Consider the following 24,383-nt stretch of genomic DNA (forward strand, 5'->3'; position numbering starts at 1 on the left):
ACAACAATGAGCAAAGCAGGTGCGTCGCTTGCGACCTGTTACGGCCCTGTCAGCGCCGACGTTATGGCAAAAGCAGAGAACATTCGTCTGCTGATCCTCGACGTTGATGGCGTACTGTCAGATGGCCTGATTTATATGGGCAATAATGGCGAAGAGCTGAAAGCGTTCAACGTTCGTGACGGTTATGGCATTCGTTGTGCGCTCACCTCTGATATTGAAGTCGCTATCATTACCGGGCGAAAGGCTAAACTGGTAGAAGATCGTTGTGCCACATTGGGGATCACTCACTTGTATCAGGGGCAGTCAAACAAACTGATCGCCTTTAGCGATCTGCTGGAAAAACTGGCAATTGCCCCGGAAAATGTGGCTTATGTCGGCGATGATCTCATTGACTGGCCGGTTATGGAAAAAGTGGGTTTAAGCATCGCCGTGGCCGATGCGCATCCACTGTTGCTCCCGCGCGCCGATTACATAACGCGCATTGCTGGCGGTCGTGGCGCAGTGCGAGAAGTTTGCGACTTATTACTCCTGGCGCAGGGCAAACTGGATGAAGCCAAAGGGCAATCGATATGAGTAAAGCCAGACGTTGGGTTATCATTGTGCTATCACTGGCGGTTCTGGTGATGATCGGCATTAATATGGCCGAAAAAGACGATACCGCCCAGGTGGTCGTCAACAGCAATGATCCCACCTATAAAAGCGAGCATACGGACACGCTCGTCTATAACCCAGAAGGGGCACTAAGCTATCGATTGATTGCTCAACACGTTGAATATTATTCCGATCAGGCCGTTTCGTGGTTTACGCAGCCGGTACTTACCACGTTTGATAAGGATAAAATCCCGACATGGTCCGTAAAAGCAGATAAAGCCAAGCTAACCAATGACCGAATGCTCTATTTATATGGACACGTTGAAGTCAACGCACTCGTGCCGGACTCTCAACTTCGCAGAATCACGACGGATAACGCGCAGATCAATCTGGTGACGCAGGATGTTACCTCTGAAGACCTTGTCACGTTATACGGAACAACATTTAACTCCAGCGGTCTGAAAATGCGCGGCAACTTACGCAGCAAGAACGCCGAGCTGATTGAAAAGGTTAGAACATCCTATGAAATTCAAAACAAACAAACTCAGCCTTAATCTTGTGCTTGCCAGCTCACTTCTGGCCGCCAGCATTCCGGCATTTGCCGTAACCGGAGACACTGATCAGCCGATCCACATTGAATCGGACCAGCAATCTCTTGATATGCAAGGCAACGTGGTTACCTTTACCGGTAATGTCATCGTCACCCAGGGCACCATCAAAATTAATGCCGACAAAGTGGTCGTTACCCGTCCGGGCGGCGAACAAGGTAAAGAAGTGATTGACGGCTACGGTAAACCGGCAACGTTCTACCAGATGCAGGACAACGGTAAACCCGTTGAAGGTCACGCTTCCCAGATGCACTACGAATTGGCAAAAGATTTTGTCGTTCTGACGGGTAATGCTTATCTGCAGCAGGTCGATAGCAACATTAAGGGTGATAAGATCACTTACCTGGTGAAAGAGCAGAAAATGCAGGCGTTCAGCGACAAAGGCAAGCGCGTAACCACCGTTCTGGTGCCGTCGCAGCTGCAGGACAAAAACAACAAAGGCCAGACCCCGGCACAGAAGAAGGGTAATTAATTCGTTATGGCAACATTAACTGCAAAGAACCTTGCAAAAGCCTATAAAGGCCGCCGCGTGGTAGAAGACGTTAGCCTGACCGTCAACTCCGGGGAAATTGTCGGTCTGCTGGGGCCAAACGGTGCCGGTAAGACCACCACTTTCTACATGGTTGTTGGCATTGTGCCGCGCGATGCGGGCAATATCATTATTGATGATGACGATATCAGTCTGCTGCCTCTGCATGCGCGCGCGCGCCGCGGTATCGGCTATCTGCCGCAGGAAGCCTCCATTTTTCGTCGCCTCAGCGTTTACGATAACCTGATGGCGGTACTGCAAATTCGTGACGACTTGTCTGCTGAACAACGTGAAGACCGCGCGAACGAGCTGATGGAAGAGTTTCACATCGAACACCTGCGTGACAGCATGGGGCAGTCACTCTCCGGGGGTGAACGTCGCCGTGTAGAAATTGCCCGTGCACTGGCTGCGAATCCGAAATTTATTCTGCTTGATGAACCGTTTGCCGGGGTTGACCCGATCTCGGTTATCGACATCAAACGCATCATTGAGCACTTGCGCGACAGCGGCCTGGGCGTGCTGATCACCGACCATAACGTGCGTGAAACGCTGGCGGTTTGTGAACGCGCTTATATCGTCAGTCAGGGGCATTTGATCGCCCACGGCACGCCTACAGAAATCTTACAAGACGAACATGTTAAGCGTGTATACCTTGGGGAAGACTTCAGACTCTGATAGGGTAGAAGTTTGCGACGTTTTATCAGGAGAGTACGATTCTGAACATGAAGCAAGGTTTGCAACTCAGGCTTAGCCAACAACTGGCGATGACGCCACAGCTCCAACAGGCTATTCGTCTGTTGCAGTTGTCGACGCTGGAACTTCAGCAGGAGCTACAGCAGGCGCTGGAGAGTAATCCGCTGCTTGAGCAAATCGACACTCATGAAGAAATCGACACCCGCGAAACGCAAGACAGTGAAACACTGGACACCGCCGACGCACTCGAACAAAAAGAGATGCCGGAAGAGCTGCCGCTCGATGCCAGTTGGGACACCATTTACACCGCTGGTACACCCTCCGGCACCAGCGGTGACTACATTGACGACGAGCTGCCGGTCTATCAGGGCGAAACAACGCAGACCTTGCAAGATTACCTGATGTGGCAAGTCGAGCTGACACCGTTTTCCGACACAGACCGCGCTATTGCTACCTCTATCGTCGATGCCGTTGATGACACCGGTTATCTGACTGTTCCGCTGGAAGATATTCTCGAAAGTATGGGCGATGAAGAAATCGACATCGATGAAGTTGAAGCCGTCCTGAAGCGGATCCAACGGTTTGATCCGGTCGGCGTAGCGGCGAAAGATCTGCGTGACTGCCTGCTGATCCAACTCTCCCAATTCGATAAAACTACGCCGTGGCTGGAAGAGGCGAGACTGATCATTAGCGATCATCTCGATCTGTTAGCCAATCACGACTTCCGCACCTTAATGCGCGTCACGCGACTGAAAGAAGATGTGCTGAAAGAAGCCGTCAATCTGATCCAGTCGCTCGATCCACGCCCCGGACAGTCGATCCAGACTGGTGAACCGGAGTATGTTATTCCAGATGTACTGGTGCGTAAGCATAACGGTCACTGGACAGTAGAACTCAACAGCGACAGCATTCCGCGTCTGCAAATTAACCAACACTACGCCTCGATGTGCAATAACGCGCGCAACGACGGTGACAGCCAGTTTATCCGCAGCAATCTGCAGGATGCCAAATGGTTGATCAAGAGTCTGGAAAGTCGTAACGATACGCTACTACGCGTGAGTCGCTGTATCGTTGAACAGCAGCAAGCCTTCTTTGAGCAAGGCGAAGAATATATGAAACCGATGGTACTGGCCGATATCGCCCAGGCTGTCGAAATGCATGAATCGACGATATCTCGCGTGACCACGCAAAAATACCTGCATAGTCCACGAGGCATTTTTGAACTGAAGTATTTCTTTTCCAGTCACGTCAATACCGAGGGCGGCGGCGAAGCTTCCTCAACGGCAATTCGTGCGCTGGTGAAGAAATTAATCGCGGCGGAAAACCCAGCGAAACCGTTGAGCGACAGCAAGTTAACCTCTTTGCTGTCGGAACAAGGTATCATGGTGGCACGCCGCACTGTTGCGAAGTACCGAGAGTCTTTATCCATTCCGCCGTCAAACCAGCGTAAACAGCTCGTTTGACCCAACCGATAAGGAAGACACTATGCAGCTCAACATTACCGGAAATAACGTCGAGATCACCGAGGCACTGCGCGAATTTGTTACTGCTAAATTTGCCAAACTTGAGCAATATTTTGACCGAATCAACCAGGTCTATGTTGTTCTGAAAGTGGAGAAAGTCACCCATACCTCAGATGCAACACTGCATGTAAACGGTGGTGAAATTCATGCCAGCGCGGAAGGTCAGGACATGTACGCTGCCATTGATGGCTTAATTGATAAGCTGGCACGCCAGTTGACCAAACATAAAGATAAACTGAAACAACACTAATTGTCCGGGCAATTAGCATGTGCATGGCGGCCTGTTGTGCGGCACAACGGGCCATTTGTACAGTTAATGCTCCGAACCTGTTCCACCGTTTGAGTGAGCAGGTTCTTAGGTGAAATTATGACAAATAATGATACAACTCTACAGCTTAGCACTGTTCTTAACAGGGAATGTACGCGAAGCCGCGTCCACTGTCAGAGCAAAAAACGCGCCCTGGAAATCATCAGCGAGCTGGCGGCGAAACAACTTAGCCTGCCGCCTCAGGTGGTTTTTGAAGCTATCCTGACGCGGGAAAAAATGGGCAGTACCGGTATCGGCAATGGTATAGCCATTCCGCATGGCAAACTGGAAGAAGATACTCTGCGCGCCGTTGGCGTTTTCGTTCAGCTCGAAACGCCCATAGCTTTCGATGCCATTGACAACCAACCGGTAGATTTACTGTTTGCGTTGCTGGTTCCGGCTGACCAAACCAAAACGCACCTGCATACTCTGTCGCTGGTGGCGAAACGTCTGGCGGATAAAACCATCTGCCGCCGTTTACGCGCAGCCCAGAGCGATGAAGAGCTGTATCAAATCATTACGGATACCGAAGGTACTCCGGATGAAGCGTAGTTATTCGGTAATGTCTCTTTTAGACGTTGTGAGGAGAAACAGTACATGGTACTGATGATCGTCAGCGGACGTTCAGGTTCAGGTAAATCTGTCGCCCTTCGTGCGCTGGAAGATATGGGTTTTTACTGCGTGGATAACCTCCCCGTAGTGTTGTTACCCGATCTGGCTCGAACTCTGGCCGATCGCGAGATTTCTGCCGCCGTCAGCATTGATGTTCGTAATATGCCGGAGTCACCAGAAATATTCGAACAGGCGATGAGTAACCTACCTGACGCTTTCTCACCGCAACTCCTGTTCCTGGATGCCGACCGTAATACCTTAATTCGTCGTTACAGTGACACGCGCCGCCTGCATCCGCTTTCCAGCAAAAACCTGTCGCTGGAAAGTGCTATCGACAAAGAAAGCGATCTACTGGAACCACTGCGTTCGCGAGCGGATCTGATTGTCGATACCTCAGAAATGTCCGTTCACGAGCTGGCAGAAATGTTGCGTACCCGTTTACTGGGTAAACGTGAACGCGAACTGACCATGGTCTTTGAGTCTTTCGGCTTCAAACACGGTATCCCTATCGATGCAGATTACGTCTTTGACGTGCGCTTCTTGCCGAACCCGCACTGGGATCCAAAACTGCGTCCGATGACAGGTCTTGATAAGCCTGTCGCCGCGTTCCTCGACCGCCACACAGAAGTACACAATTTTATTTACCAGACGCGAAGCTATCTTGAGCTATGGTTACCTATGCTGGAAACCAACAACCGTAGCTACCTGACGGTCGCCATTGGTTGTACTGGCGGGAAGCACCGTTCGGTGTATATTGCAGAGCAGTTGGCAGACTACTTCCGTTCACGCGGTAAAAACGTCCAGTCACGCCATCGTACGCTGGAAAAACGTAAACCATGACCGTCAAGCAAACTGTTGAAATCACAAACAAGCTGGGCATGCATGCCCGGCCTGCAATGAAGCTGTTTGAATTAATGCAGGGTTTTGACGCTGAAGTGCTGTTACGTAACGATGAAGGCACTGAAGCTGAAGCCAACAGCGTTATTGCGCTGCTGATGCTGGATTCTGCCAAAGGACGGCAGATTGAAGTCGAAGCGACCGGTCCACAGGAAGAGGAAGCACTGGCCGCCGTTATCGCCCTCTTTAACTCTGGTTTTGATGAAGATTAATTTTCATCACTTTGACATACAAATCCCTTCAAGCTCCCCCCGACAATAAAAAAAGCGCGTACTGAAATCGTTATTAATGACGGAAATTGTACATTTTGTGCGCTTTTCACTTTCAGAAGAACCTTAAGAAAACCTTAAGAGGCATTGTTTAGGTTTTGTTTAAGTTATTCGACCATACTGGAGATCGTCAGAAAATATTTCCAGGAGATGGTATGATTCGCTTATCTGAACAAAATCCCCTGGGCACCGGAAGACATCGGAAATGTTATGCGCATCCGGAAGATGCCCAACGCTGTATCAAGATTGTCTACCACCGCGGTGATGGTGGTGATAAAGAGATCCGCCGTGAGTTAAAGTATTACGCGCATCTTGGTCGCCGGTTAAAAGACTGGAGTGGAATACCGCGCTATCACGGTACCGTGGAGACGGATTGCGGAACGGGTTATGTCTACGATGTGATTGCCGATTTCGACGGTAAGCCCTCCGTTACGCTGACCGAATTTGCAGAACAATGCCGTTACGAAGAAGACGTTGCACAGCTGCGCCAGTTACTGAAACAGCTGAAACGTTATTTGCAGGATAACCATATCGTGACGATGTCGTTGAAGCCGCAGAATATCCTCTGTCACCGCATCAGTGAGTCAGAGGTTATCCCCGTCGTCTGCGACAACATTGGTGAAAGCACGTTGATTCCACTGGCGACCTGGTCAAAGTGGTGTTGTCAGCGAAAGCAAGAGCGGTTATGGAAACGGTTTATCGCCCAGCCGGCACTGGCTATTGCCCTACAGAAAGATCTGCAACCACGTGAGAGCAAAACGCTGGCCCTCACTTCGCGCGAAGCTTAATTCAGCTGGTGTTGTTGCATAAACGACTCACCGCCTAACTGATACATCTGCCGTAAAATCCACGCCTGACGGCTACGCACATAGCCCGATGGCGCGGAGACTTTGAAACGCAGTGGATTAGGTAATACGGCAGCCAGTAACGCAGCTTCCGACCGGGTAAGTTTGCTCGCGGGTTTGTGGAAATAACGTTGTGCCGCAGCTTCGACGCCAAACACACCGTCGCCAAATTCGGCGATATTCAGGTAAACTATCAGGATACGCTTTTTGCTCCAGACTGTTTCTATCCCCAGCGTTAATCCGGCTTCCAACCCTTTTCGTACCCAGCTACGTCCATCCCATAAAAAGAGATTTTTGGCTGTTTGCTGAGAAATCGTTGATGCGCCGCGAATACGGTTTTCATTGCGCTCGTTGTGCGCCAGGGCTTGCTCAATGGAAGCGACATCAAAGCCCCAGTGCACAGGAAACTTCTGATCTTCTGCGGCAATCACCGCCAGTCCCATCCACGGCGAGATTTGATCCATACTGACCCAGTCAGAATGTGCCACGTAACGAAAATTGCCATGCAGCCAGGCGCTGACTTGTCGCTCGGCCATTACCGCTGAGAAAGGAACAGGCGCAACGCTAAACAACGCGATGCCCCCGCCCCAGAAAACGGCGAGGACAACCATTAACCGTAGAAGAAAACGGCGAACGAAACTAAACACCGTTAAGCGGCTTTTACTCATTCAGTCAGAACCAGCACGCGGGAAACCAGCTTATCAATGCCGCTCGCCGCTTCTGCAATGTTCTGCGCCAGCATATATGCCGGGGTGGTGACAATCTTATTGTCTTCATCAACCACGATATCATCGACCGGACACGGCACATGCTCTGCGCCCATCTCCTCCAGAACTTCTGCGGTATCGATATCAGTACCGATGGTCAAACGCAGCGGGAAATCGAAAATTTTCGGCAGCATCGCCGGGGCAATACACATAAAACCAAGCGGTTTTCCGGCCTGATGCATCGCTTGTGCCAGCGCCTTTAATTCACGGTCAACGGTGCATTCGCTACCAAGACTGGCAAAATTGCTTAAATTCTTCGCCGCGCCAAACCCCCCCGGCACAATCAACGCATCCAGTTCAGCGGCATCGGCCTGAGCCAGAGGACGGATTTCACCGCGCGTTATTCGTGCCGCTTCAATCAGCACATTGCGCGTTTCCGTCATCGCTTCGCCAGTTAAATGGTTGATAACATCAACCTGCTGCTTATCCGGTGCAAAGCAGACCGCCTGCGCACCGCTGCGTGAAATAGCTAACAACGTCAACACCGCTTCATGAATTTCAGAACCGTCATAGACGCCGCATCCGCTCAGAATTACGCCAATTTTCTTCATTGTGATCATCCTTTCGCAATTGACTGAAACACATTAATTTTTTTAATAAAAATGCTACGCATCACACATTTAACTGATTCATGTAACAAATCATTTAAGTTTTGCTATCTTAACTGCGTGCGGCCTGAAAAACAGTGCTGTGCCCTTGTAACTCATCATAAAAATTTACGGCGCAGCCAAGATTTCCCTGGTGTTGGCGCAGTATTCGCGCACCCCGGTCTAGCCGGGGTCATTTTTTTGTGGCTTTTGCCACCCACGCTTTCAACACGTCTACGTCGTGACGCCACTCTTCTTTCATCTCTTCAATCCATTCACCGACGTTATCTTCCCACGCAGGAAGGTCAGGAGACTGAATTTGCTGACCCAGCTGTTGCAGATGGCGTAACCCCACTGACCCCGCCGCACCTTTAATTTTATGTCCTTCCTCAACAATGCCTTTTTTATCCTGCGCCGTCAGATTCGACTCCAGCACGCTGACATATCCCGGCATCATCTTCTCAAACACCGCTAACCCATCGGTGATCAGCTTCGGTCCTACAAGTTCGAGATACTGTTCCAGCATGGGAATATCGAGCAATGCTTCTGATTTACTGTTCTCTTCTGTCGTCACCGTACTCTCCTCATCATCCTGGGTATCCCAGAATTTCTTGATCATCGCGGTTAGCGCCGGAACAGAAAGCGGCTTACTCAGCACATCATCCATTCCAGCATTGAGGTACTCTTGTTTGTCTTTCAGCACGTTAGCGGTTAAGGCCACCAGCGGCGGTAAATCCTCGCGCGGATAACGCTTCGTCAATTCACGAGAGATATCCAGCCCGGTCATATCTGGCAACTGAATATCCAGCAACACCAGGTCGTATTCACCCGGTTTAAACATCTCCAGCGCCGCCTTGCCGGTCATTGCGACATCAACGCTGTTACCTAATTTTTCCAGCACAGAACGCGCGACAATCACGTTCAGTTCAATGTCCTCCACCAGCAGCACATTCAGCGCCGGTAAAGGCATATCGTCTTCGTCAAACGCATCATCGACCTCTTCAGCCACCGACGGTGCGTGGATCGTCAACGTAAAGGTTGAACCTTTGCCCTGTTCGCTGGTAACCGTAATATCGCCGCCCATATTTTTCGCCAGACGACGAGAAACGGCCAGACCAATACCGGTGCCAGTGGCAGGTTTACCGCCATGACTGTCTTTCACCTGGTAATACATGGCGAAGATTTTATCCAGCTCATCCTGCGGAATGCCGATACCAGAGTCTTCCACTTCAAAATGCAGCATATCGCCTTCATCGTAGCGCACGCGCACGGTAACCTGGCCTTGCTGGGTGAATTTGACGGCGTTACTGATGAGATTCCACAGGATCTGCCGTAAACGCGTCCCGTCGGTAATGACCTGATGCGGTAATGGCAGCGTCGGCTCCAGATTAAAGCGCAATCCTTTCTGTTGCGCCTGCAATGCGGAGAGATTTTCCAGATCGGCAAGGAAGCTGGTGAAATCAACTGGCTGATTATCAAGCTGGACCTTGCGCCGCTCCATCTTATCCATGTCAATAATATCGTTGAAGATATTCCCCAGCGTGACGGCCGAAACATGGATTGTTTTGAGATATTTTTCCTGCTCAGCGGTAAGTTCAGTATCCAGCAGAATGCGGCTCAGGCCGACGATACCGTTCAGCGGTGTACGCAATTCGTGACTGATGGTGGAGATAAACGTCGTTTTGTCGCGGCTGGCGCGTTCAAGCGCATCCTGATACCGCTTACGCTCGGTAATGTCGCGACCAAAGCCCATCAAACCGTGACGTTTACCCACGCGGTCGTAGTACGGCACTTTACGGATTTCAAAGCAGGCTTTGCGTCCGTCGGGATAATCCAGCCACTGCTCATAGGTCAGTGACACATTATGACGGAACACTTTTTCATCGGTTTCAATGACTTTCGCAGCGGCTTCCGGTGAGTAAACATCAGCAGGTTTCAGGTGAACCAGTTGTTTTTCGCTTTTTCCGGTCAGCAGCTCCATCGCGCGGTTACAGCCGGAAAACTCTTTATCTTCGTTACGATAAAAAACCAGGTCGGGTGAAGCATCAAGGAAGGAACGTAAGAATGAGGATTGCTGCTCGAGCTGAATTTGTGTCTCTTCGCGCTCTTTAATTTCAATTTTCAGTTGGCCGAAGGTTTCCTGCAGTTCTGCTTCCGCTTTTTCACGAACGGCGATTTCCTGATTTAGCTGGGCAATATTATCTTTTAACTGAACGTTGAGGCTCAAATCGCGCTCGCGCATCTCCTCCAGTTTTTGCACCAGCCGTGACAGACGTTGTCGTGACTCCTCCAGTTGCTCGACGACCACCGATAGAAAGTAGACCGCCCACGGCGTAATCAGCAGACCAAAGAAGATAGAACGAATAACATCAATGCTTTCGACCTGACCATGCAGCACCATGGTCACTGCCATTTGTACCACAATGGCAAGAACGACGAGGGCCAGCGCCAGCAACATTGAGAAGCGCACCAGACCTAACTTCATCATCAGGTCAACATAATACTGCGCCAGCAGACGAATTTGCTTCATTAGGGAATTCCTTCACGACAACCTGCCCCAATAATACCCAATTCTGACAGTTACGTTATAAATTGTGTGAGAAATGCGGAATTCCCCTCAATGGCCTACGCCGTTGGAGGTAGCCACGGACGTCCCAGCGCCGATCCCTGTACGCCATGTTCATTCAGATAGCGATCCAGCTCGACCATTCCCGTCCATCGATTTTCGCACCACAGCGGAGCAAGCAGCGTCGGGCGACGGGCGCTGGCGGAAATGCGGTGGTAGATCACTTCCGGTGGCGTATGGCGAATCATTTCTCCGGCAGTGAGCGTGTAATCGTCCAGTTCAATACCGTTCAAACGCCCCGCTTCCCAGGCTTTCGCCATAATGCTGCCTTTTACTATATGTAGCGGATGCAGCTTTATGCCGTCCACGCCGGTTTCAACCACTCGCTCCAGCGTTTGCAAACATTCAGCCTGCCCTTCTCCAGGCAGGCCGACAATTAAGTGAGAACACACCTTCAGCCCGCGCTCACGCGCCAGCTGCGTCGTGCGCTGATAGCAGGCAAAATCATGACCGCGATTGATGCGATGCAGCGTTTTGTCGTGGGCGGTTTGTAGCCCCAGCTCCAGCCACACTTCGTAGCCCTGGTCTTTATATTCGCAAAGCAGATCCAGCACCGCATCCGGCACGCAGTCCGGGCGGGTACCAACACACAAACCGACAATATTGGCCTGGCTCACCGCCTGCTGATACATAGAACGCAGCACCTGAACTTCGGCAAAGGTGCTGGTATACGCCTGAAAGTAGGCCAGATAGCGTTTAGCGCGGTTAACTAAATTCGCCTGGTGCGCCAGTTGCTCGGCAATGGAATGATGCTGCTGCGCTTCATCGGCAAACGAGGCAACATTACAGAATGTGCAGCCACCACGCCCGATGGTACCGTCACGGTTAGGGCAGCTAAAACCACCGTGCAGCGTCAGCTTATGCACCTTTTGCCCATAACGACGGGTGAGATCACCACCAAACATATTGACTAATTTCTGTAACTGCATAATCTGATAGACCGCGCCTTGAAAAGAGGCCAAAGCCTGCCATTTTTAGCTCAATTCGGCGATGACCTGGATCAATCGTCCCAGCCTGCTTTTATCAATTGCATAATCAATCAAAATTACCGAAATTTCATGCATAATCACATAAATCACTTTTGCTTATCTTGTGTCAGATTTTTTTATCTCCTTATGGATTTTAGGCAAAAACAGTAGCATGAAACGTCATTACCAATTAATGCAGTATAAAATACTGCCTTTCTCGTCAGTTCAAGGCAGGATAAGGGTTAACACGCCTTTATGACAGTCAGGAATTGACTGTTTCCCTAACGACGCCTCTTTTCAACTTAATTAACAAATCCTTTTTAATTTCAATAAATTAATAAAGAATTTTGCGCTAAAGCACATTTCTGTACCAATAAGCTTGCCATTTGACCTGTATCAGCTTTCCCGATAAGTTGGAAATCCGCTGGAAGCTTTCTGGATGAGCAGCCTGCTCATCATATTTATGCAGTAATTGAGATCCCCTCTTCACCGTATTAATCGATGCGAAAAGGACAACAAGGGGGCGAATGCGAGGCGCGCGTATGAAACGCAAACCCCGTCGCCACGCTCTTTCTGTGCCCGTGCGCAGCGGTTCGGAAGTGGGGTTCCCGCAGAGCCTGGGGGAGGTTCACGATATGTTGTACGATAAATCCCTTGAGAGGGATAACTGTGGTTTCGGCCTGATCGCCCACATAGAAGGCGAACCTAGCCACAAGGTAGTGCGTACTGCAATACACGCACTGGCCCGCATGCAGCACCGTGGCGCGATTCTCGCCGATGGTAAAACCGGTGACGGTTGCGGCTTGCTGTTACAAAAACCGGATCGCTTTTTTCGCATTGTTGCGCAGGAGCGAGGCTGGCGTTTAGCGAAAAACTACGCCGTCGGGATGCTTTTCCTGAATAAAGATCCTGAACTCGCCGCGACCGCACGCCGCATCGTTGAAGAAGAGCTGCAACGCGAAACGTTGTCGATTGTCGGCTGGCGTGATGTCCCCACTAACGAAGGCGTGCTGGGTGAAATCGCCCTCTCCTCTCTGCCACGCATTGAGCAAATTTTTGTGAACGCCCCGGCAGGTTGGCGTCCGCGCGATATGGAGCGCCGTCTGTTTATCGCCCGCCGCCGTATTGAAAAGCGTCTCGAAGCTGACAAAGACTTCTACGTCTGTAGCCTGTCGAATCTGGTGAACATCTATAAAGGTCTGTGTATGCCGGCGGATCTGCCGCGCTTCTACCTGGACCTCGCGGACCTGCGTCTGGAATCGGCCATCTGCCTGTTCCACCAGCGCTTCTCCACTAATACCGTACCGCGCTGGCCGCTGGCGCAGCCGTTCCGCTACCTGGCGCATAACGGTGAAATCAACACCATCACCGGTAACCGCCAATGGGCGCGAGCGCGTACCTATAAATTCCAGACACCGCTGATCCCTGACCTGCACGACGCCGCGCCGTTCGTCAACGAAACCGGCTCTGACTCCAGTTCCATGGATAACATGCTGGAACTGCTGCTGGCGGGCGGGATGGATATCATCCGCGCCATGCGTCTGTTAGTGCCACCCGCCTGGCAGAACAACCCGGATATGGACCCGGAACTGCGTGCCTTCTTTGACTTTAACTCCATGCATATGGAGCCGTGGGATGGCCCGGCGGGCATCGTGATGTCCGATGGTCGTTTTGCTGCCTGTAACCTCGACCGTAACGGTCTGCGTCCGGCGCGCTACGTCATCACCAAAGATAAGCTCATCACCTGCGCCTCTGAAGTCGGTATCTGGGATTATCAGCCTGACGAAGTAGTCGAAAAAGGCCGCGTGGGGCCAGGCGAACTAATGGTTATCGACACCCGCAGTGGGCGTATTCTGCACTCGGCAGAAACCGATGACGATCTGAAAAGCCGCCATCCATATAAAGAGTGGATGGAGAAAAACGTCCGCCGTCTGGTACCGTTTGAAGATCTGCCCGATGAAGAAGTGGGTAGCCGCGAACTGGACGACGACACACTTGCCAGCTACCAGAAACAGTTTAACTACAGCGCGGAAGAGCTGGACTCTGTGATCCGCGTCCTGGGGGAAAACGGCCAGGAAGCCGTCGGTTCGATGGGCGACGACACCCCATTCGCCGTGCTCTCCAGTCAGCCTCGCATTATTTACGATTACTTCCGCCAGCAATTTGCCCAGGTCACCAACCCGCCAATCGACCCACTGCGTGAAGCGCATGTTATGTCGCTCGCCACCAGCATCGGGCGTGAAATGAACGTCTTCTGTGAAGCAGAAGGCCAGGCGCACCGTTTAAGCTTTAAATCGCCGATTCTGCTCTACTCCGATTTCAAACAGCTCACGACGATGAAAGAGGAGCACTACCGCGCAAATACGCTGGATATCACCTTTGACGTCACTAAAACCACGCTCGAAGCGACGGTCAAAGAGCTGTGCGACAAAGCAGAACAGATGGTGCGTAGCGGCACCGTGCTGCTGGTGCTCTCCGACCGGAATATCGCTAAAGATCGCCTGCCGGTTCCGGCCCCAATGGCGGTTGGCGCGATCCAGACTCGTCTGGTCGATCAAAGCCTGCGTTGCGATGCCAATATCATCGTCGAAACCGCCAGCGCCCGCGACCCGCACCACTTCGCCGTGTTGCTGGGCTTCGGCGCGACGGCTATTTATCCGTACCTGGCCTATGAAACGCTGGGCCGCCTGGTAGACACCCACGCGATTGCCAAAGATTATCGTACCGTGATGCTCAACTACCGTAACGGCATCAACAAAGGCTTGTACAAAATCATGTCCAAAATGGGCATCTCCACCATCGCGTCTTACCGCTGCTCGAAACTGTTTGAAGCGGTCGGTCTGCACGATGATGTAGTGGGCCTGTGCTTCCAGGGCGCGGTTAGCCGCATTGGTGGGGCAAGCTTTGAAGACTTCCAGCAGGATCTGCTGAATCTGTCGAAACGTGCCTGGCTGGCGCGTAAGCCCATCAGCCAGGGCGGCTTGCTGAAATACGTGCACGGTGGCGAATACCACGCCTACAACCCGGACGTCGTGCGCACACTGCAACAGGCGGTACAAAGCGGCGAGTACAGCGACTATCAGGAATACGCGAGGCTGGTTAATGAGCGTCCGGCAACCACGCTGCGCGATCTGCTGGCAATTACGCCGGGTGAAAACGCAGTCAACATTGCCGATGTTGAACCGGCAAGCGAACTGTTTAAACGCTTCGATACCGCTGCGATGTCTATCGGCGCGTTAAGCCCGGAAGCCCACGAGGCGCTGGCGGAAGCGATGAATAGCATCGGCGGTAACTCGAACTCCGGTGAAGGTGGTGAAGATCCGGCGCGCTACGGCACTAACAAAGTGTCGCGCATCAAGCAGGTGGCTTCTGGTCGCTTCGGCGTTACTCCGGCGTACCTGGTCAATGCTGACGTCATTCAGATTAAAGTCGCCCAGGGCGCGAAACCGGGCGAAGGCGGTCAGTTGCCGGGCGATAAAGTCACTCCTTACATCGCCAAACTGCGCTATTCGGTGCCCGGAGTGACGCTGATCTCTCCGCCGCCGCACCATGATATCTACTCTATCGAGGACTTAGCGCAGCTCATTTTCGACCTCAAGCAGGTTAACCCGAAAGCGATGATCTCCGTGAAGCTGGTTTCTGAACCGGGCGTTGGCACCATCGCGACTGGCGTGGCGAAAGCTTATGCGGACTTGATCACCATCGCAGGCTATGACGGCGGCACCGGCGCAAGTCCGCTTTCATCGGTGAAATACGCAGGCTGCCCGTGGGAACTGGGGCTTGTTGAAACACAACAGGCGCTGGTTGCCAACGGCTTGCGTCATAAGATCCGTTTGCAGGTCGATGGCGGCCTGAAAACAGGTGTCGATATCATCAAAGCGGCGATTCTCGGCGCAGAAAGCTTCGGCTTCGGCACTGGCCCGATGGTGGCGCTCGGCTGTAAATACCTGCGAATCTGCCATCTGAACAACTGCGCCACCGGTGTAGCAACTCAGGATGACAAGCTGCGTAAGAATCACTATCACGGCCTGCCGTTCAAAGTGACCAATTACTTTGAGTTTATCGCCCGTGAAACCCGCGAGCTGATGGCGCAACTGGGCGTAACGCGCCTGGTGGATCTGATTGGCCGTACCGACCTGCTCAAAGAGCTGGACGGTTTCACCGCCAAACAGCAGAAACTGGCGCTGTCGAAGCTGCTGGAGACTGCCGAGCCGCATCCAGGTAAGGCGCTCTACTGTACCGAAAACAACCCGCCGTTTGATAACGGCCTGCTGAACGCGCAGTTGCTGCAACAGGCGAAACCGTTTGTTGATGAACGCCAGAGCAAAACCTTCTGGTTCGATATTCGCAACACCGACCGTTCTGTTGGCGCGTCGCTTTCAGGCTATATCGCCCAAACGCACGGCGATCAGGGGCTGGCAGCCGATCCGATCAAAGCGTACTTCAACGGTACCGCAGGCCAGAGCTTCGGCGTGTGGAACGCGGGCGGCGTGGAGCTGTATCTGACGGGCGATGCTAACGACTATGTTGGTAAAGGCATGGCGGGCGGCTTAATCGCCATTCGTCCTCCGGTTGGCTCAGCCTTCCGCAGCCATGAAGCAAGCATTATCGGCAACACCTGCCTGTATGGCGCGACCGGTGGTCGTCTGTATGCCGCAGGCCGCGCGGGTGAACGATTCGGCGTGCGTAACTCCGGTGCTATCACCGTGGTAGAAGGCATTGGCGATAACGGCTGTGAATATATGACGGGCGGTATTGTCTGTATTCTGGGTAAAACCGGCGTTAACTTCGGCGCGGGCATGACCGGCGGCTTCGCTTACGTTCTCGATGAAAGCGGCGATTTCCGCAAACGCGTTAACCCGGAACTGGTCGAGGTCTTAAGCGTTGACTCCCTGGCAATCCATGAAGAGCATCTGCGTGGTCTTATCACCGAGCATGTGCAGCATACTGGCTCTCAGCGCGGTGAAGAGATTCTGGCGAACTGGTCAACCTTCGCCACTAAATTTGCGCTGGTTAAACCGAAGTCCAGTGATGTAAAAGCACTGCTGGGTCACCGTAGTCGTAGCGCAGCAGAGCTGCGCGTGCAGGCGCAGTAAGGGGTAGTAACAATGAGTCAGAATGTTTATCAATTTATCGACCTGCAGCGCGTTGATCCGCCAAAGAAACCGCTGAAGATCCGCAAAATTGAGTTTGTTGAAATTTACGAGCCGTTTTCCGAAGGCCAGGCCAAAGCGCAGGCTGACCGCTGCCTGTCGTGCGGCAACCCATACTGCGAGTGGAAATGCCCGGTACACAACTACATCCCGAACTGGCTGAAGCTCGCCAACGAGGGGCGTATTTTTGAAGCGGCAGAACTGTCGCATCAGACCAATACCCTGCCGGAAGTTTGCGGACGTGTCTGCCCGCAGGACCGTCTGTGCGAAGGTTCCTGCACGCTGAACGATGAGTTTGGCGCGGTGACCATCGGCAACATTGAGCGTTATATCAATGATAAAGCGTTCGAAATGGGCTGGCGTCCGGATATGTCCGGCGTGAAGCAAACCGGTAAAAAAGTGGCGATTATCGGCGCAGGCCCGGCGGGTCTGGCGTGTGCGGATGTCCTGACGCGCAACGGCGTAAAAGCGGTCGTCTTCGACCGTCACCCGGAAATTGGCGGCCTGCTGACCTTCGGTATTCCGGCTTTCAAGCTGGAAAAAGAGGTAATGACGCGCCGCCGTGAAATCTTCACCGGCATGGGTATTGAATTCAAACTCAATACCGAAGTGGGCCGCGACGTGCAGCTGGACGATCTGCTGAGTGATTACGATGCGGTGTTCCTTGGCGTCGGGACTTATCAGTCAATGCGCGGCGGACTGGAAAACGAAGACGCCGATGGCGTGTACGCAGCGCTGCCGTTCCTTATCGCCAACACCAAACAGTTAATGGGCTTTGGTGAAACTCGCGAAGAACCGTTCGTCAGCATGGAAGGCAAACGCGTGGTGGTACTTGGCGGTGGCGATACCGCGATGGACTGCGTGCGTACTTCCGTGCGCCAGGGGGCAAAGCACGTTACCTGTGCCTATCGTCGTGATGAAGAGAACATGCCGGGTTCCCGCCGCGAAGTGAAAAACGCGCGGGAAGAAGGTGTTGAGTTCAAATTCAACGTCCAGCCACTGGGTATTGAAGTGAACGGCAACGGCAAAGTCAGCGGCGTAAAAATGGTGCGCACAGAAATGGGCGAACCGGATGCCAAAGGCCGTCGCCGCGCGGAGATCGTTGCAGGTTCCGAACATATCGTTCCGGCAGATGCGGTGATCATGGCGTTTGGTTTCCGTCCACACAGCATGGAATGGCTGGCAAAACACAGCGTCGAGCTGGATTCGCAAGGCCGCATCATCGCCCCGGAAGGCAGCGACAACGCTTTCCAGACCAGCAATCCGAAAATCTTTGCTGGCGGCGATATCGTCCGTGGTTCTGATCTGGTGGTAACCGCCATCGCCGAAGGCCGTAAAGCGGCAGACGGTATTATGAACTGGCTGGAAGTTTAAGCTCTGTCCCAGCGCCGCCTCCTCAGAAAAGAGTCGGCGCTGAAATTCTCCTTTCTTTCTGGAAAGCGCCTCGCATAATCTTAAGAAAACCAATGTAATACGCACATCTGGATTGTTACCGGCAGATGCCCGGCGTATAGCTGATTCCATTATTCAACACTGCGCCATATAAAGGGAAAGATAATAGAATCGCTCTCAGAAGGAACCACAGCAGGCTACCAGCAAATCCACGACGGCATTATTCATCTGGTCGATAGCGCCCGAACGGAAACGGTACGTAGCGTTAACGCGCTGATGACCGCGACATACTGGGAAATTGGCCGACGAATTGTCGAATTTGAACAAGGTGGCGAGGCCAGAGCTGCGTATGGTGCGCAGCTAATCAAGCGACTATCAAAGGATTTAAGTCTAAGGTATAAGCGTGGGTTCTCTGCAAAAAACTTACGCCAAATGAGGCTTTTTTACCTCTTTTTTCAACATGTTGAAATTCGCCAGACAGTGTCTGGCGAATTAACACCATTGGGAATTCCGCAGACACCGTCTGCAGAATTCCCATCGGCAAAGATTTGGCAGACGCTGTCTGCCAAATCGTTCCCCCTGCCCTGGTCCACCTACGTCCGTCTACTTTCCGTTAAAAACGCTGACGCCCGCAGCTTTTATGAAAAAGAGGCGCTCCGCTGTGGTTGGTCTGTCCGCCAGCTAGAGCGGCAAATTGCGACCCAATTTTATGAGCGGACACTACTGTCATATGACAAATCAGCCATGCTGCAACAACACGCCCCTGCCGAGACGCATATTCTTCCGCAACAGGCGATACGCGATCCCTTTGTGCTCGAATTTTTGGAATTGAAATATGAATACTCAGAATCCGATTTTGAGGAGGCGCTGATCAACCACCTGATGGATTTCATGCTGGAACTTGGGGATGATTTTGCCTTTGTTGGTCGGCAGCGAAGGTTACGCATTGATGACAACTGGTTTCGTGTCGATCTGCTGTTTTTCCACCGCCGTTTACGCTGCCTGCTAATCGTCGATCTAAAAGTGGGCAAATTCAGCTATAGCGATGCCGGACAGATGAATATGTATCTCAACTACGCCAAAGAGCACTGGACGCTACCGGATGAAAATCCGCCCATCGGTCTGGTTCTCTGTGCAGAAAAAGGAGTCGGAGAAGCGCATTATGCACTGGCTGGTTTGCCTAACACCGTTCTGGCAAGCGAATATAAGATGCAGCTACCTGATGAAAAAAGACTCGCGGATGAACTCGTTCGAACACAGGCGGTGTTAGAGGAAGGCTATAGACACCGTTAATTTCAGCGGTTTCGAATTCTCCAGACTGGGTCTGGAGAATCTTTAAAACGAACTAAGTTTTAAGACATTAAATCAGCCTTAACCTTCACCACAACCTTTTTAATCTCACCAGGCTCGCTAACAACGCATCCCGGCTTATGCGGTTCTCCAGGCATAAACACGGCGAACATTCCCGGTTTCAGGATGATGGTTTGCTCATTCTCAATGGCGCTGCAAAGCTGGTAATCATCTTCATGGTGGAACTCTTCACACTGACGCGCAGTGCCTGCCATGCCAAACAGGATCCGTTCCTCACCGTTTAATAACAGCTGGATATCAATGTACTGCTCGTGCAATTCCGCTTTTTTCTCGACGGGCGATTGAGTGTTAAACGTCATGACATTTATAAAGATATTATCGCCCTGTAATTCGTAACGACCCGGCGCTTTTTCTTGCGGTCTGGCAGCTAATGCCAGCGTTAACGCGTCCTGTAACGCAGGATGTAATCCGGCAGACGGTAATGACTGTACTTCACCCATCATCATAATTTTTCTCCCTGGGCCAACAGCGCAGCCCCAAGTAAACCTGCATCATGGCGGTAGTGCGCCGCCAGTAAATCAACATGAAATGCCGCTGGCTCCTGCGCCAGATACGTTTCCACCAACGCCAGATACCCTTCTGCCAGACCAACGCTGCCACCGACCACTACGCACTGACAATCAGTTGTGGCTTTAATATCAGCGATCAGCCTTGCCAGCACATGTGCGGAGCGGTGAATCAGTTGCTGCGCCTGCTCATCGCCCTGCCCGGCGTGCGTGAAAATAGTTTTCGCATTCGCACCAGCCAACTCCCCTTGCGCTGCCGCCGCAATGCCGCGACCAGAAGCAATCGCCTCCACGCAACCTGTGCGTCCACAGCCGCAGACTGGACCATGCGGATCGGCAAGCGTATGCCCGATGTGCCCCGCCAGACCTCCAGGGCCGGTAAGCAGTTTGCCGCCGCTCACTACACCGCCACCGACGCCAGTGGAAACAGTGATAAACACCATCTCGGTTATATCGCCTTCCAGCGCCTGATACTCTGCCCATGCTGCGGCCTGCGCGTCGTTAATGGCAATGGTCGGCAAATCGGTAAGCTGCTCCAGTGTTTTGACTAACGGAAAGTGTAGTAATCCACCAAGATTATGCGGATTTAGCGCCAATAAGCTGCCGTCGCGAATAATTCCGGTTGAAGCGATAGCAACTCTCTGCGCATGAGCTTGCAACGGAGAGACTAATGCGGATAAGGCATCACGCAAGGCTTCTGGTGTCTGGCTGGCTGGCGTAGGAAGTTCACGACGATCGCGGATCTGCCCGTCAGCGCCAATCAGCGCGGCGGCAAGTTTAGTACCGCCGATATCAATCGCCAGTGTGGTCATAGCACCGCCTTTTTCATCGCTGTGTTGTACCACTGGCAAATGTGTTCAAGACGTGTGATAGCAGAACCGACCGTCACCGCCCATGCGCCGTGGCGCATCGCATCCGCCGCCTGAGCAGGCGTGTTGTAACGCCCTTCGGCAATCACCCGACATCCGGCGTCGCTCAACGTTTTCACCAGCGCCAGATCCGGCTCTTCTGGCGTTTCAGGTGTGGTATAGCCAGAAAGCGTAGTGCCAATAATTTCGGCTCCCAGCTTTTGGCATGCCAGGCCGTCTTCCGGCGTTGAGCAGTCGGTCATCGCCAGTAAACCGTGATGGTGGATACGTGCCAGTAGCGTTTCAACAGGCACCGGACGCGGTCGGTCGGTGCCGTCAATCGCGATGATATCCGCGCCTGCCTGCGCCAGCGCATCGACATCTTCAATATATGCCGTGATGCGTACCGGAGAATCCTCCAGATCGCGTTTCACAATCCCGATAATCGGCACACTCACCACCGCACGCGTGGCTTGCAGATTTGCCACACCTTCAATACGAATGGCAACCGCTCCCGCCTGCTCTGCCGCTAATGCCATGGCGGCGACGATTTCAGGTTTATCGAGTGGGCTGTCCGGAACCGGCTGGCAGGAGACAATCAGGCCACCGTTAGCAGCGATTTTTTGATCCAGTTGTGCAAGTAACGACATACATCTTCCCTTAGCGAAAGGCCCGGTAGAAGACCGGGCAACAGGATTAACTTTTGGTTTTGACTAAATCGTTTTTAGCGCTGCCAAACGGCACGGCACCGCTAAATGGTTTGCCGTCGATAGCGTCATGAGTACGCAACGCTTCCGGGCGCAACCAACGCTGAACGCGAGAAGGCATATCCAGCCCAATCAGCAGGATCACCACGAACGTCAGGCTAAACGAAAGCGATGCCAGCGCAGTACCCAGATCCAGACGTTGAGCGATCAACGCGCCGATGATTGGGGCCAGTGCGCCGCCCAATGCGCCAACGTTGTAGGTAAAGCCCAGGCCCGCTGCACGCTGGTCGGTATCGAAATAACCGCCAATCAGTTTCGGTAAGATCCCGGCGATCCCTTGTCCAAGCATTTGCTGGAAGAACAGTAACAAACCGAGCACCCAGACGTTTGCGCCACCAATCGCAAATACCGGAATAATCAGCAGTTGCGAGGCCAGCAGGCTACAAACGTACGCTTTGCGGGTTCCCAGCCAGTCACCGAGGAAGCCGCCGACACAGCAACCCACAGCCGCCCCAAAGCCACTAAAGAACAGCACATTGGCGACAGTATGCGGGTCATAAGCAAGATCGGTTTTCAGATACGTTGGCAGCAGTGCCTGAATCGGCCATGAGTAGAGGAAAGCAAATAACACAACCACCATCAGCATTACGCCCGTTGGCCAGCGTTTGCCCGTACTCTGAACCATAAAGCTGATAAAGATTGCGGCACATAACAGCCCGAGAACAGCGACGATTGCGGCATTTTGCAGGTTACCAGCGAAGCAGAACCACAGCGCAGTAGCCGCCGCCAGCGTCATTACGATATTGGCAATGCGATGTTCACCACGGTAAAGAATGTCTACCATCGTGCGTACTGGTGCTTTACCTGCGTGTTTCTCTTTCCAGTCTTCCGCTTCCGGAATGTTTTTACGCAGCCAGAGAGCAAAGATGATTGGCAAAATGCCGATAAAGAACAGCGCTCGCCAGCCCCAGACCGGAACCACCAGGCTGTAGACCTGAGCGGCAACGACGGCACCCACCGAGAAGCCGGAAATCAGAAAGCCACTGGCTTTGTTACGCAGATGTTTTGGCCAGCTTTCAATGACATAGGTGGCGCTGGAGCCGTATTCTCCCGCCATCCCCATGCCGATGACCAGACGAGCAATAAACATGGTGATGTAGCCTGGCGCAAAGCCGCAGGCCAGCGTCCCGGCCGAGAAGAGAACGATACTGGTAACCATTGCCAGACGACGCCCGTAGCGGTCGCCCATAGCGCCAAGCATCAGGCCGCCGAACCAGCGAGAGATAAAGGCTGCGGAGATCAGACTTGCCGCCTGTACCGTCGTCAGCCCGAATTCACCTTGTACTTCGGTGAGTACCAGGGCGATTAAAACGAAATCAAAACCGTCAAGCAGATATCCCAACCAGGCAGCGGAAAATGCGCGCCATTGTGCGCGGTTGAGATGGCGATACCACGGGATATTCTGGGTTGTAGTACTCATTGTGAGTCTCCCGCGGTGGGCGATGCCCACACGCTTTGGTATAAAAATTGTAGGGTACAGATGCGTTTATTTCCCCTCACCCGGTAGGGGCGAGCGAGGGGAAACAACTCACCCGCGCTCTTGCATCAACTGCTGGGCTAGCGCCTTCAGTTCTGGCAGATATTTTTCATCGACCGGACCAAACGGTTTGCGGCACAGCGGCACAGAAACGACATCCATATAGTGCAGGACCGTTTTCAGGCCGCGGAATACGCCCGTTTTGATCAGTAAATCAATGACTTTATTACATTCGGTTTGCAGCTTCTGCGCGGTCTGGATATCGCCTTCTTTCAGCGCCTTCACGATACCCTGATAACGCCAGCCCATAATGTTGTAAGTACTACCGATACCACCATCAGCGCCCGCCAACAAACCAGAAGCAAAGATTTCGTCGTAACCGTTATAGAGCACCAGATCCGGATGTTCACGACGGATCTGCTCCATCTGATAGAGATCGCCAGAGGTCTGTTTCAGCGCGCCGACACCAGGCAACGTAACCAGAGTGTTAATCTGATCCAAGGTCAGTTTAACGCCGCTTAACGCCGGAATGTTGTACACCACCATCGGCAACCCATCCGCCGAATCAATAATTGCCCGATAGTGATCGCAGTGTTCTTCAAAACTGAAAGGATAGTAGAACGGCGTGACAGCGGAGACGGCATCGAAGCCATAACGTTTAGCCGATGCCGCAAGTTGTTGGCTTTCAGCAGTGCTGACGCAACCTACATGAGCGATGAGTTTAATCTTGCCTTTCGCCTCTTCGGCGACGATTTCCAGTACCTGTTCACGCTCGGAAAGGCTTTGTACAAAGGCTTCGCCGGTAGAACCACCCACGTATAAACCGTCGATGCCCTGCTGAATATTGAACTGAACCAGGCGACGCAGACTCGCTTTATCCAGTGCTTGTTGTTGATCAAAAGGAGTCAGGAGTGCGGCCATTACGCCACGTAAATTCGTTGCCATAAATACCTCTGAAGTGATGCTTGTCTGATAAACGATATACCTTTATACCTGTTATACCAGATCAATTAAGCAACACCCCATACAGAAAGCTTATAATGCGAT

Annotated in this window: 22 protein-coding genes; 13 read left to right on the top strand and 9 right to left on the bottom strand. The window is 52.5% G+C overall.

Translation table 11 applies throughout. The features are described 5' to 3' along the window. The first annotated feature begins 6 nt into the window (after window positions 1–6). The 10 genes from kdsC (at window position 7) to yrbL (ending at window position 6,817) form a co-directional block, all read left to right on the top strand. The gene (gene kdsC / locus FQZ95_RS07235) at window positions 7–573 is read left to right on the top strand and encodes a 3-deoxy-manno-octulosonate-8-phosphatase KdsC (protein WP_160530044.1); all 567 of its coding nucleotides are present in this window, start codon (window positions 7–9) and stop codon (window positions 571–573) included. Beyond that, window positions 570–1,145 (top strand): LPS export ABC transporter periplasmic protein LptC, encoded by a 576-nt coding sequence (gene lptC, locus FQZ95_RS07240; RefSeq protein WP_160530045.1) that lies wholly within the window; start codon window positions 570–572, stop codon window positions 1,143–1,145. Before kdsC ends, lptC begins: the two co-directional genes overlap by 4 nt. Further along, window positions 1,114–1,671: a lipopolysaccharide ABC transporter substrate-binding protein LptA gene (gene lptA, locus FQZ95_RS07245; RefSeq protein ID WP_000669785.1), complete on the top strand. Its 558-nt coding sequence runs from the start codon at window positions 1,114–1,116 to the stop codon at window positions 1,669–1,671. Before lptC ends, lptA begins: the two co-directional genes overlap by 32 nt. A gap of 6 nt (window positions 1,672–1,677) precedes the next feature. Then, window positions 1,678–2,403, top strand: coding sequence for an LPS export ABC transporter ATP-binding protein (lptB, locus tag FQZ95_RS07250; protein ID WP_000224099.1), 726 nt, complete (start codon window positions 1,678–1,680; stop codon window positions 2,401–2,403). A gap of 47 nt (window positions 2,404–2,450) precedes the next feature. Then, complete coding sequence (gene rpoN / locus FQZ95_RS07255) at window positions 2,451–3,884, top strand: RNA polymerase factor sigma-54 (RefSeq protein ID WP_000809051.1); 1,434 nt, start codon at window positions 2,451–2,453, stop codon at window positions 3,882–3,884. A gap of 22 nt (window positions 3,885–3,906) precedes the next feature. Beyond that, window positions 3,907–4,194 carry a ribosome hibernation promoting factor gene (gene hpf, locus FQZ95_RS07260; protein ID WP_001176599.1) on the top strand — a complete coding sequence of 96 codons (288 nt, stop codon included), beginning with the start codon at window positions 3,907–3,909 and terminating at the stop codon, window positions 4,192–4,194. A 117-nt stretch (window positions 4,195–4,311) separates the two neighbouring features. Further along, window positions 4,312–4,803, top strand: a complete 492-nt coding sequence (gene ptsN, locus FQZ95_RS07265; protein WP_000183679.1) for a PTS IIA-like nitrogen regulatory protein PtsN — start codon at window positions 4,312–4,314, stop codon at window positions 4,801–4,803. 45 nt (window positions 4,804–4,848) lie between these two features. Then, window positions 4,849–5,703, top strand: coding sequence for an RNase adapter RapZ (gene rapZ / locus FQZ95_RS07270; protein WP_000243741.1), 855 nt, complete (start codon window positions 4,849–4,851; stop codon window positions 5,701–5,703). After that, entirely contained in the window at window positions 5,700–5,972 is a 273-nt protein-coding gene (gene npr / locus FQZ95_RS07275; protein ID WP_000216791.1) for a PTS phosphocarrier protein NPr, read from the top strand. Before rapZ ends, npr begins: the two co-directional genes overlap by 4 nt. 212 nt (window positions 5,973–6,184) lie before the next feature. After that, window positions 6,185–6,817 carry a PhoP regulatory network protein YrbL gene (gene yrbL / locus FQZ95_RS07280; protein ID WP_000620388.1) on the top strand — a complete coding sequence of 211 codons (633 nt, stop codon included), beginning with the start codon at window positions 6,185–6,187 and terminating at the stop codon, window positions 6,815–6,817. Here the strand turns inward: yrbL and mtgA are convergent. The 4 genes from mtgA to FQZ95_RS07300 all read right to left on the bottom strand — a co-directional run bounded on the left by mtgA (window position 6,814) and on the right by FQZ95_RS07300 (window position 11,783). Beyond that, window positions 6,814–7,542: a monofunctional biosynthetic peptidoglycan transglycosylase gene (mtgA, locus tag FQZ95_RS07285; RefSeq protein WP_160530046.1), complete on the bottom strand. Its 729-nt coding sequence runs from the start codon at window positions 7,540–7,542 to the stop codon at window positions 6,814–6,816. The genes yrbL and mtgA overlap by 4 nt on opposite strands. Next, window positions 7,539–8,192 (bottom strand): isoprenoid biosynthesis glyoxalase ElbB, encoded by a 654-nt coding sequence (elbB, locus tag FQZ95_RS07290; RefSeq protein ID WP_001352908.1) that lies wholly within the window; start codon window positions 8,190–8,192, stop codon window positions 7,539–7,541. The genes mtgA and elbB overlap by 4 nt, the downstream gene beginning before the upstream one ends. 229 nt (window positions 8,193–8,421) lie before the next feature. Continuing rightward, window positions 8,422–10,758, bottom strand: coding sequence for an aerobic respiration two-component sensor histidine kinase ArcB (gene arcB / locus FQZ95_RS07295; RefSeq protein WP_000809772.1), 2,337 nt, complete (start codon window positions 10,756–10,758; stop codon window positions 8,422–8,424). Window positions 10,759–10,853: 95 nt separating this feature from the next. After that, on the bottom strand, window positions 10,854–11,783 hold the full coding sequence (locus FQZ95_RS07300) for a TIGR01212 family radical SAM protein (RefSeq protein WP_032303877.1): 930 nt from the start codon (window positions 11,781–11,783) through the stop codon (window positions 10,854–10,856). Window positions 11,784–12,457: 674 nt separating this feature from the next. Between FQZ95_RS07300 and gltB the strand changes: the two genes are divergently transcribed. The 3 genes from gltB (at window position 12,458) to FQZ95_RS07315 (ending at window position 19,660) form a co-directional block, all read left to right on the top strand. After that, window positions 12,458–16,918 (top strand): glutamate synthase large subunit, encoded by a 4,461-nt coding sequence (gltB, locus tag FQZ95_RS07305; RefSeq protein WP_160530050.1) that lies wholly within the window; start codon window positions 12,458–12,460, stop codon window positions 16,916–16,918. 12 nt (window positions 16,919–16,930) lie between these two features. Then, a complete protein-coding gene (gene gltD / locus FQZ95_RS07310) occupies window positions 16,931–18,349 on the top strand; it encodes a glutamate synthase subunit GltD (protein WP_000081682.1) in 1,419 nt (472 codons plus the stop codon). A gap of 183 nt (window positions 18,350–18,532) precedes the next feature. Beyond that, on the top strand, window positions 18,533–19,660 hold the full coding sequence (locus FQZ95_RS07315; RefSeq protein WP_160530051.1) for a PDDEXK nuclease domain-containing protein: 1,128 nt from the start codon (window positions 18,533–18,535) through the stop codon (window positions 19,658–19,660). Between the two features lie 59 nt (window positions 19,661–19,719). Here FQZ95_RS07315 and nanQ read toward each other — a convergent pair whose 3' ends face one another. From nanQ to nanA, 5 genes are all read right to left on the bottom strand, one after another. Then, window positions 19,720–20,184: an N-acetylneuraminate anomerase gene (nanQ, locus tag FQZ95_RS07320; RefSeq protein WP_160530047.1), complete on the bottom strand. Its 465-nt coding sequence runs from the start codon at window positions 20,182–20,184 to the stop codon at window positions 19,720–19,722. Then, window positions 20,181–21,056, bottom strand: a complete 876-nt coding sequence (gene nanK, locus FQZ95_RS07325) for an N-acetylmannosamine kinase (RefSeq protein WP_001559999.1) — start codon at window positions 21,054–21,056, stop codon at window positions 20,181–20,183. Before nanK ends, nanQ begins: the two co-directional genes overlap by 4 nt. Next, window positions 21,053–21,742: an N-acetylmannosamine-6-phosphate 2-epimerase gene (locus tag FQZ95_RS07330; protein ID WP_000054239.1), complete on the bottom strand. Its 690-nt coding sequence runs from the start codon at window positions 21,740–21,742 to the stop codon at window positions 21,053–21,055. The genes nanK and FQZ95_RS07330 overlap by 4 nt, the downstream gene beginning before the upstream one ends. Before the next feature lie 46 nt (window positions 21,743–21,788). Beyond that, complete coding sequence (nanT, locus tag FQZ95_RS07335; protein ID WP_000108455.1) at window positions 21,789–23,279, bottom strand: sialic acid transporter NanT; 1,491 nt, start codon at window positions 23,277–23,279, stop codon at window positions 21,789–21,791. Between the two features lie 108 nt (window positions 23,280–23,387). Continuing rightward, the gene (gene nanA / locus FQZ95_RS07340; RefSeq protein ID WP_000224714.1) at window positions 23,388–24,281 is read right to left on the bottom strand and encodes an N-acetylneuraminate lyase; all 894 of its coding nucleotides are present in this window, start codon (window positions 24,279–24,281) and stop codon (window positions 23,388–23,390) included. Window positions 24,282–24,383 lie beyond the last annotated feature (102 nt).

The sequence above is a fragment of the Escherichia sp. HH41S genome, from assembly GCF_009820115.1.
Classification (GTDB): Bacteria; Pseudomonadota; Gammaproteobacteria; order Enterobacterales; family Enterobacteriaceae; genus Escherichia; species Escherichia coli_F.

What these genes read in the sequence shown, in the direction of transcription:
- kdsC (WP_160530044.1), top strand. Translation starts at nt 7, where the DNA reads ATGAGCAAAGCAGGTGCGTCGCTTGCGACCTGTTACGGCCCTGTCAGC.
- lptC (WP_160530045.1), top strand. Translation starts at nt 570, where the DNA reads ATGAGTAAAGCCAGACGTTGGGTTATCATTGTGCTATCACTGGCGGTT.
- lptA (WP_000669785.1), top strand. Translation starts at nt 1,114, where the DNA reads ATGAAATTCAAAACAAACAAACTCAGCCTTAATCTTGTGCTTGCCAGC.
- lptB (WP_000224099.1), top strand. Translation starts at nt 1,678, where the DNA reads ATGGCAACATTAACTGCAAAGAACCTTGCAAAAGCCTATAAAGGCCGC.
- rpoN (WP_000809051.1), top strand. Translation starts at nt 2,451, where the DNA reads ATGAAGCAAGGTTTGCAACTCAGGCTTAGCCAACAACTGGCGATGACG.
- hpf (WP_001176599.1), top strand. Translation starts at nt 3,907, where the DNA reads ATGCAGCTCAACATTACCGGAAATAACGTCGAGATCACCGAGGCACTG.
- ptsN (WP_000183679.1), top strand. Translation starts at nt 4,312, where the DNA reads ATGACAAATAATGATACAACTCTACAGCTTAGCACTGTTCTTAACAGG.
- rapZ (WP_000243741.1), top strand. Translation starts at nt 4,849, where the DNA reads ATGGTACTGATGATCGTCAGCGGACGTTCAGGTTCAGGTAAATCTGTC.
- npr (WP_000216791.1), top strand. Translation starts at nt 5,700, where the DNA reads ATGACCGTCAAGCAAACTGTTGAAATCACAAACAAGCTGGGCATGCAT.
- yrbL (WP_000620388.1), top strand. Translation starts at nt 6,185, where the DNA reads ATGATTCGCTTATCTGAACAAAATCCCCTGGGCACCGGAAGACATCGG.
- mtgA (WP_160530046.1), bottom strand. Translation starts at nt 7,542, where the DNA reads ATGAGTAAAAGCCGCTTAACGGTGTTTAGTTTCGTTCGCCGTTTTCTT.
- elbB (WP_001352908.1), bottom strand. Translation starts at nt 8,192, where the DNA reads ATGAAGAAAATTGGCGTAATTCTGAGCGGATGCGGCGTCTATGACGGT.
- arcB (WP_000809772.1), bottom strand. Translation starts at nt 10,758, where the DNA reads ATGAAGCAAATTCGTCTGCTGGCGCAGTATTATGTTGACCTGATGATG.
- FQZ95_RS07300 (WP_032303877.1), bottom strand. Translation starts at nt 11,783, where the DNA reads ATGCAGTTACAGAAATTAGTCAATATGTTTGGTGGTGATCTCACCCGT.
- gltB (WP_160530050.1), top strand. Translation starts at nt 12,458, where the DNA reads ATGTTGTACGATAAATCCCTTGAGAGGGATAACTGTGGTTTCGGCCTG.
- gltD (WP_000081682.1), top strand. Translation starts at nt 16,931, where the DNA reads ATGAGTCAGAATGTTTATCAATTTATCGACCTGCAGCGCGTTGATCCG.
- nanQ (WP_160530047.1), bottom strand. Translation starts at nt 20,184, where the DNA reads ATGATGATGGGTGAAGTACAGTCATTACCGTCTGCCGGATTACATCCT.
- nanK (WP_001559999.1), bottom strand. Translation starts at nt 21,056, where the DNA reads ATGACCACACTGGCGATTGATATCGGCGGTACTAAACTTGCCGCCGCG.
- FQZ95_RS07330 (WP_000054239.1), bottom strand. Translation starts at nt 21,742, where the DNA reads ATGTCGTTACTTGCACAACTGGATCAAAAAATCGCTGCTAACGGTGGC.
- nanT (WP_000108455.1), bottom strand. Translation starts at nt 23,279, where the DNA reads ATGAGTACTACAACCCAGAATATCCCGTGGTATCGCCATCTCAACCGC.
- nanA (WP_000224714.1), bottom strand. Translation starts at nt 24,281, where the DNA reads ATGGCAACGAATTTACGTGGCGTAATGGCCGCACTCCTGACTCCTTTT.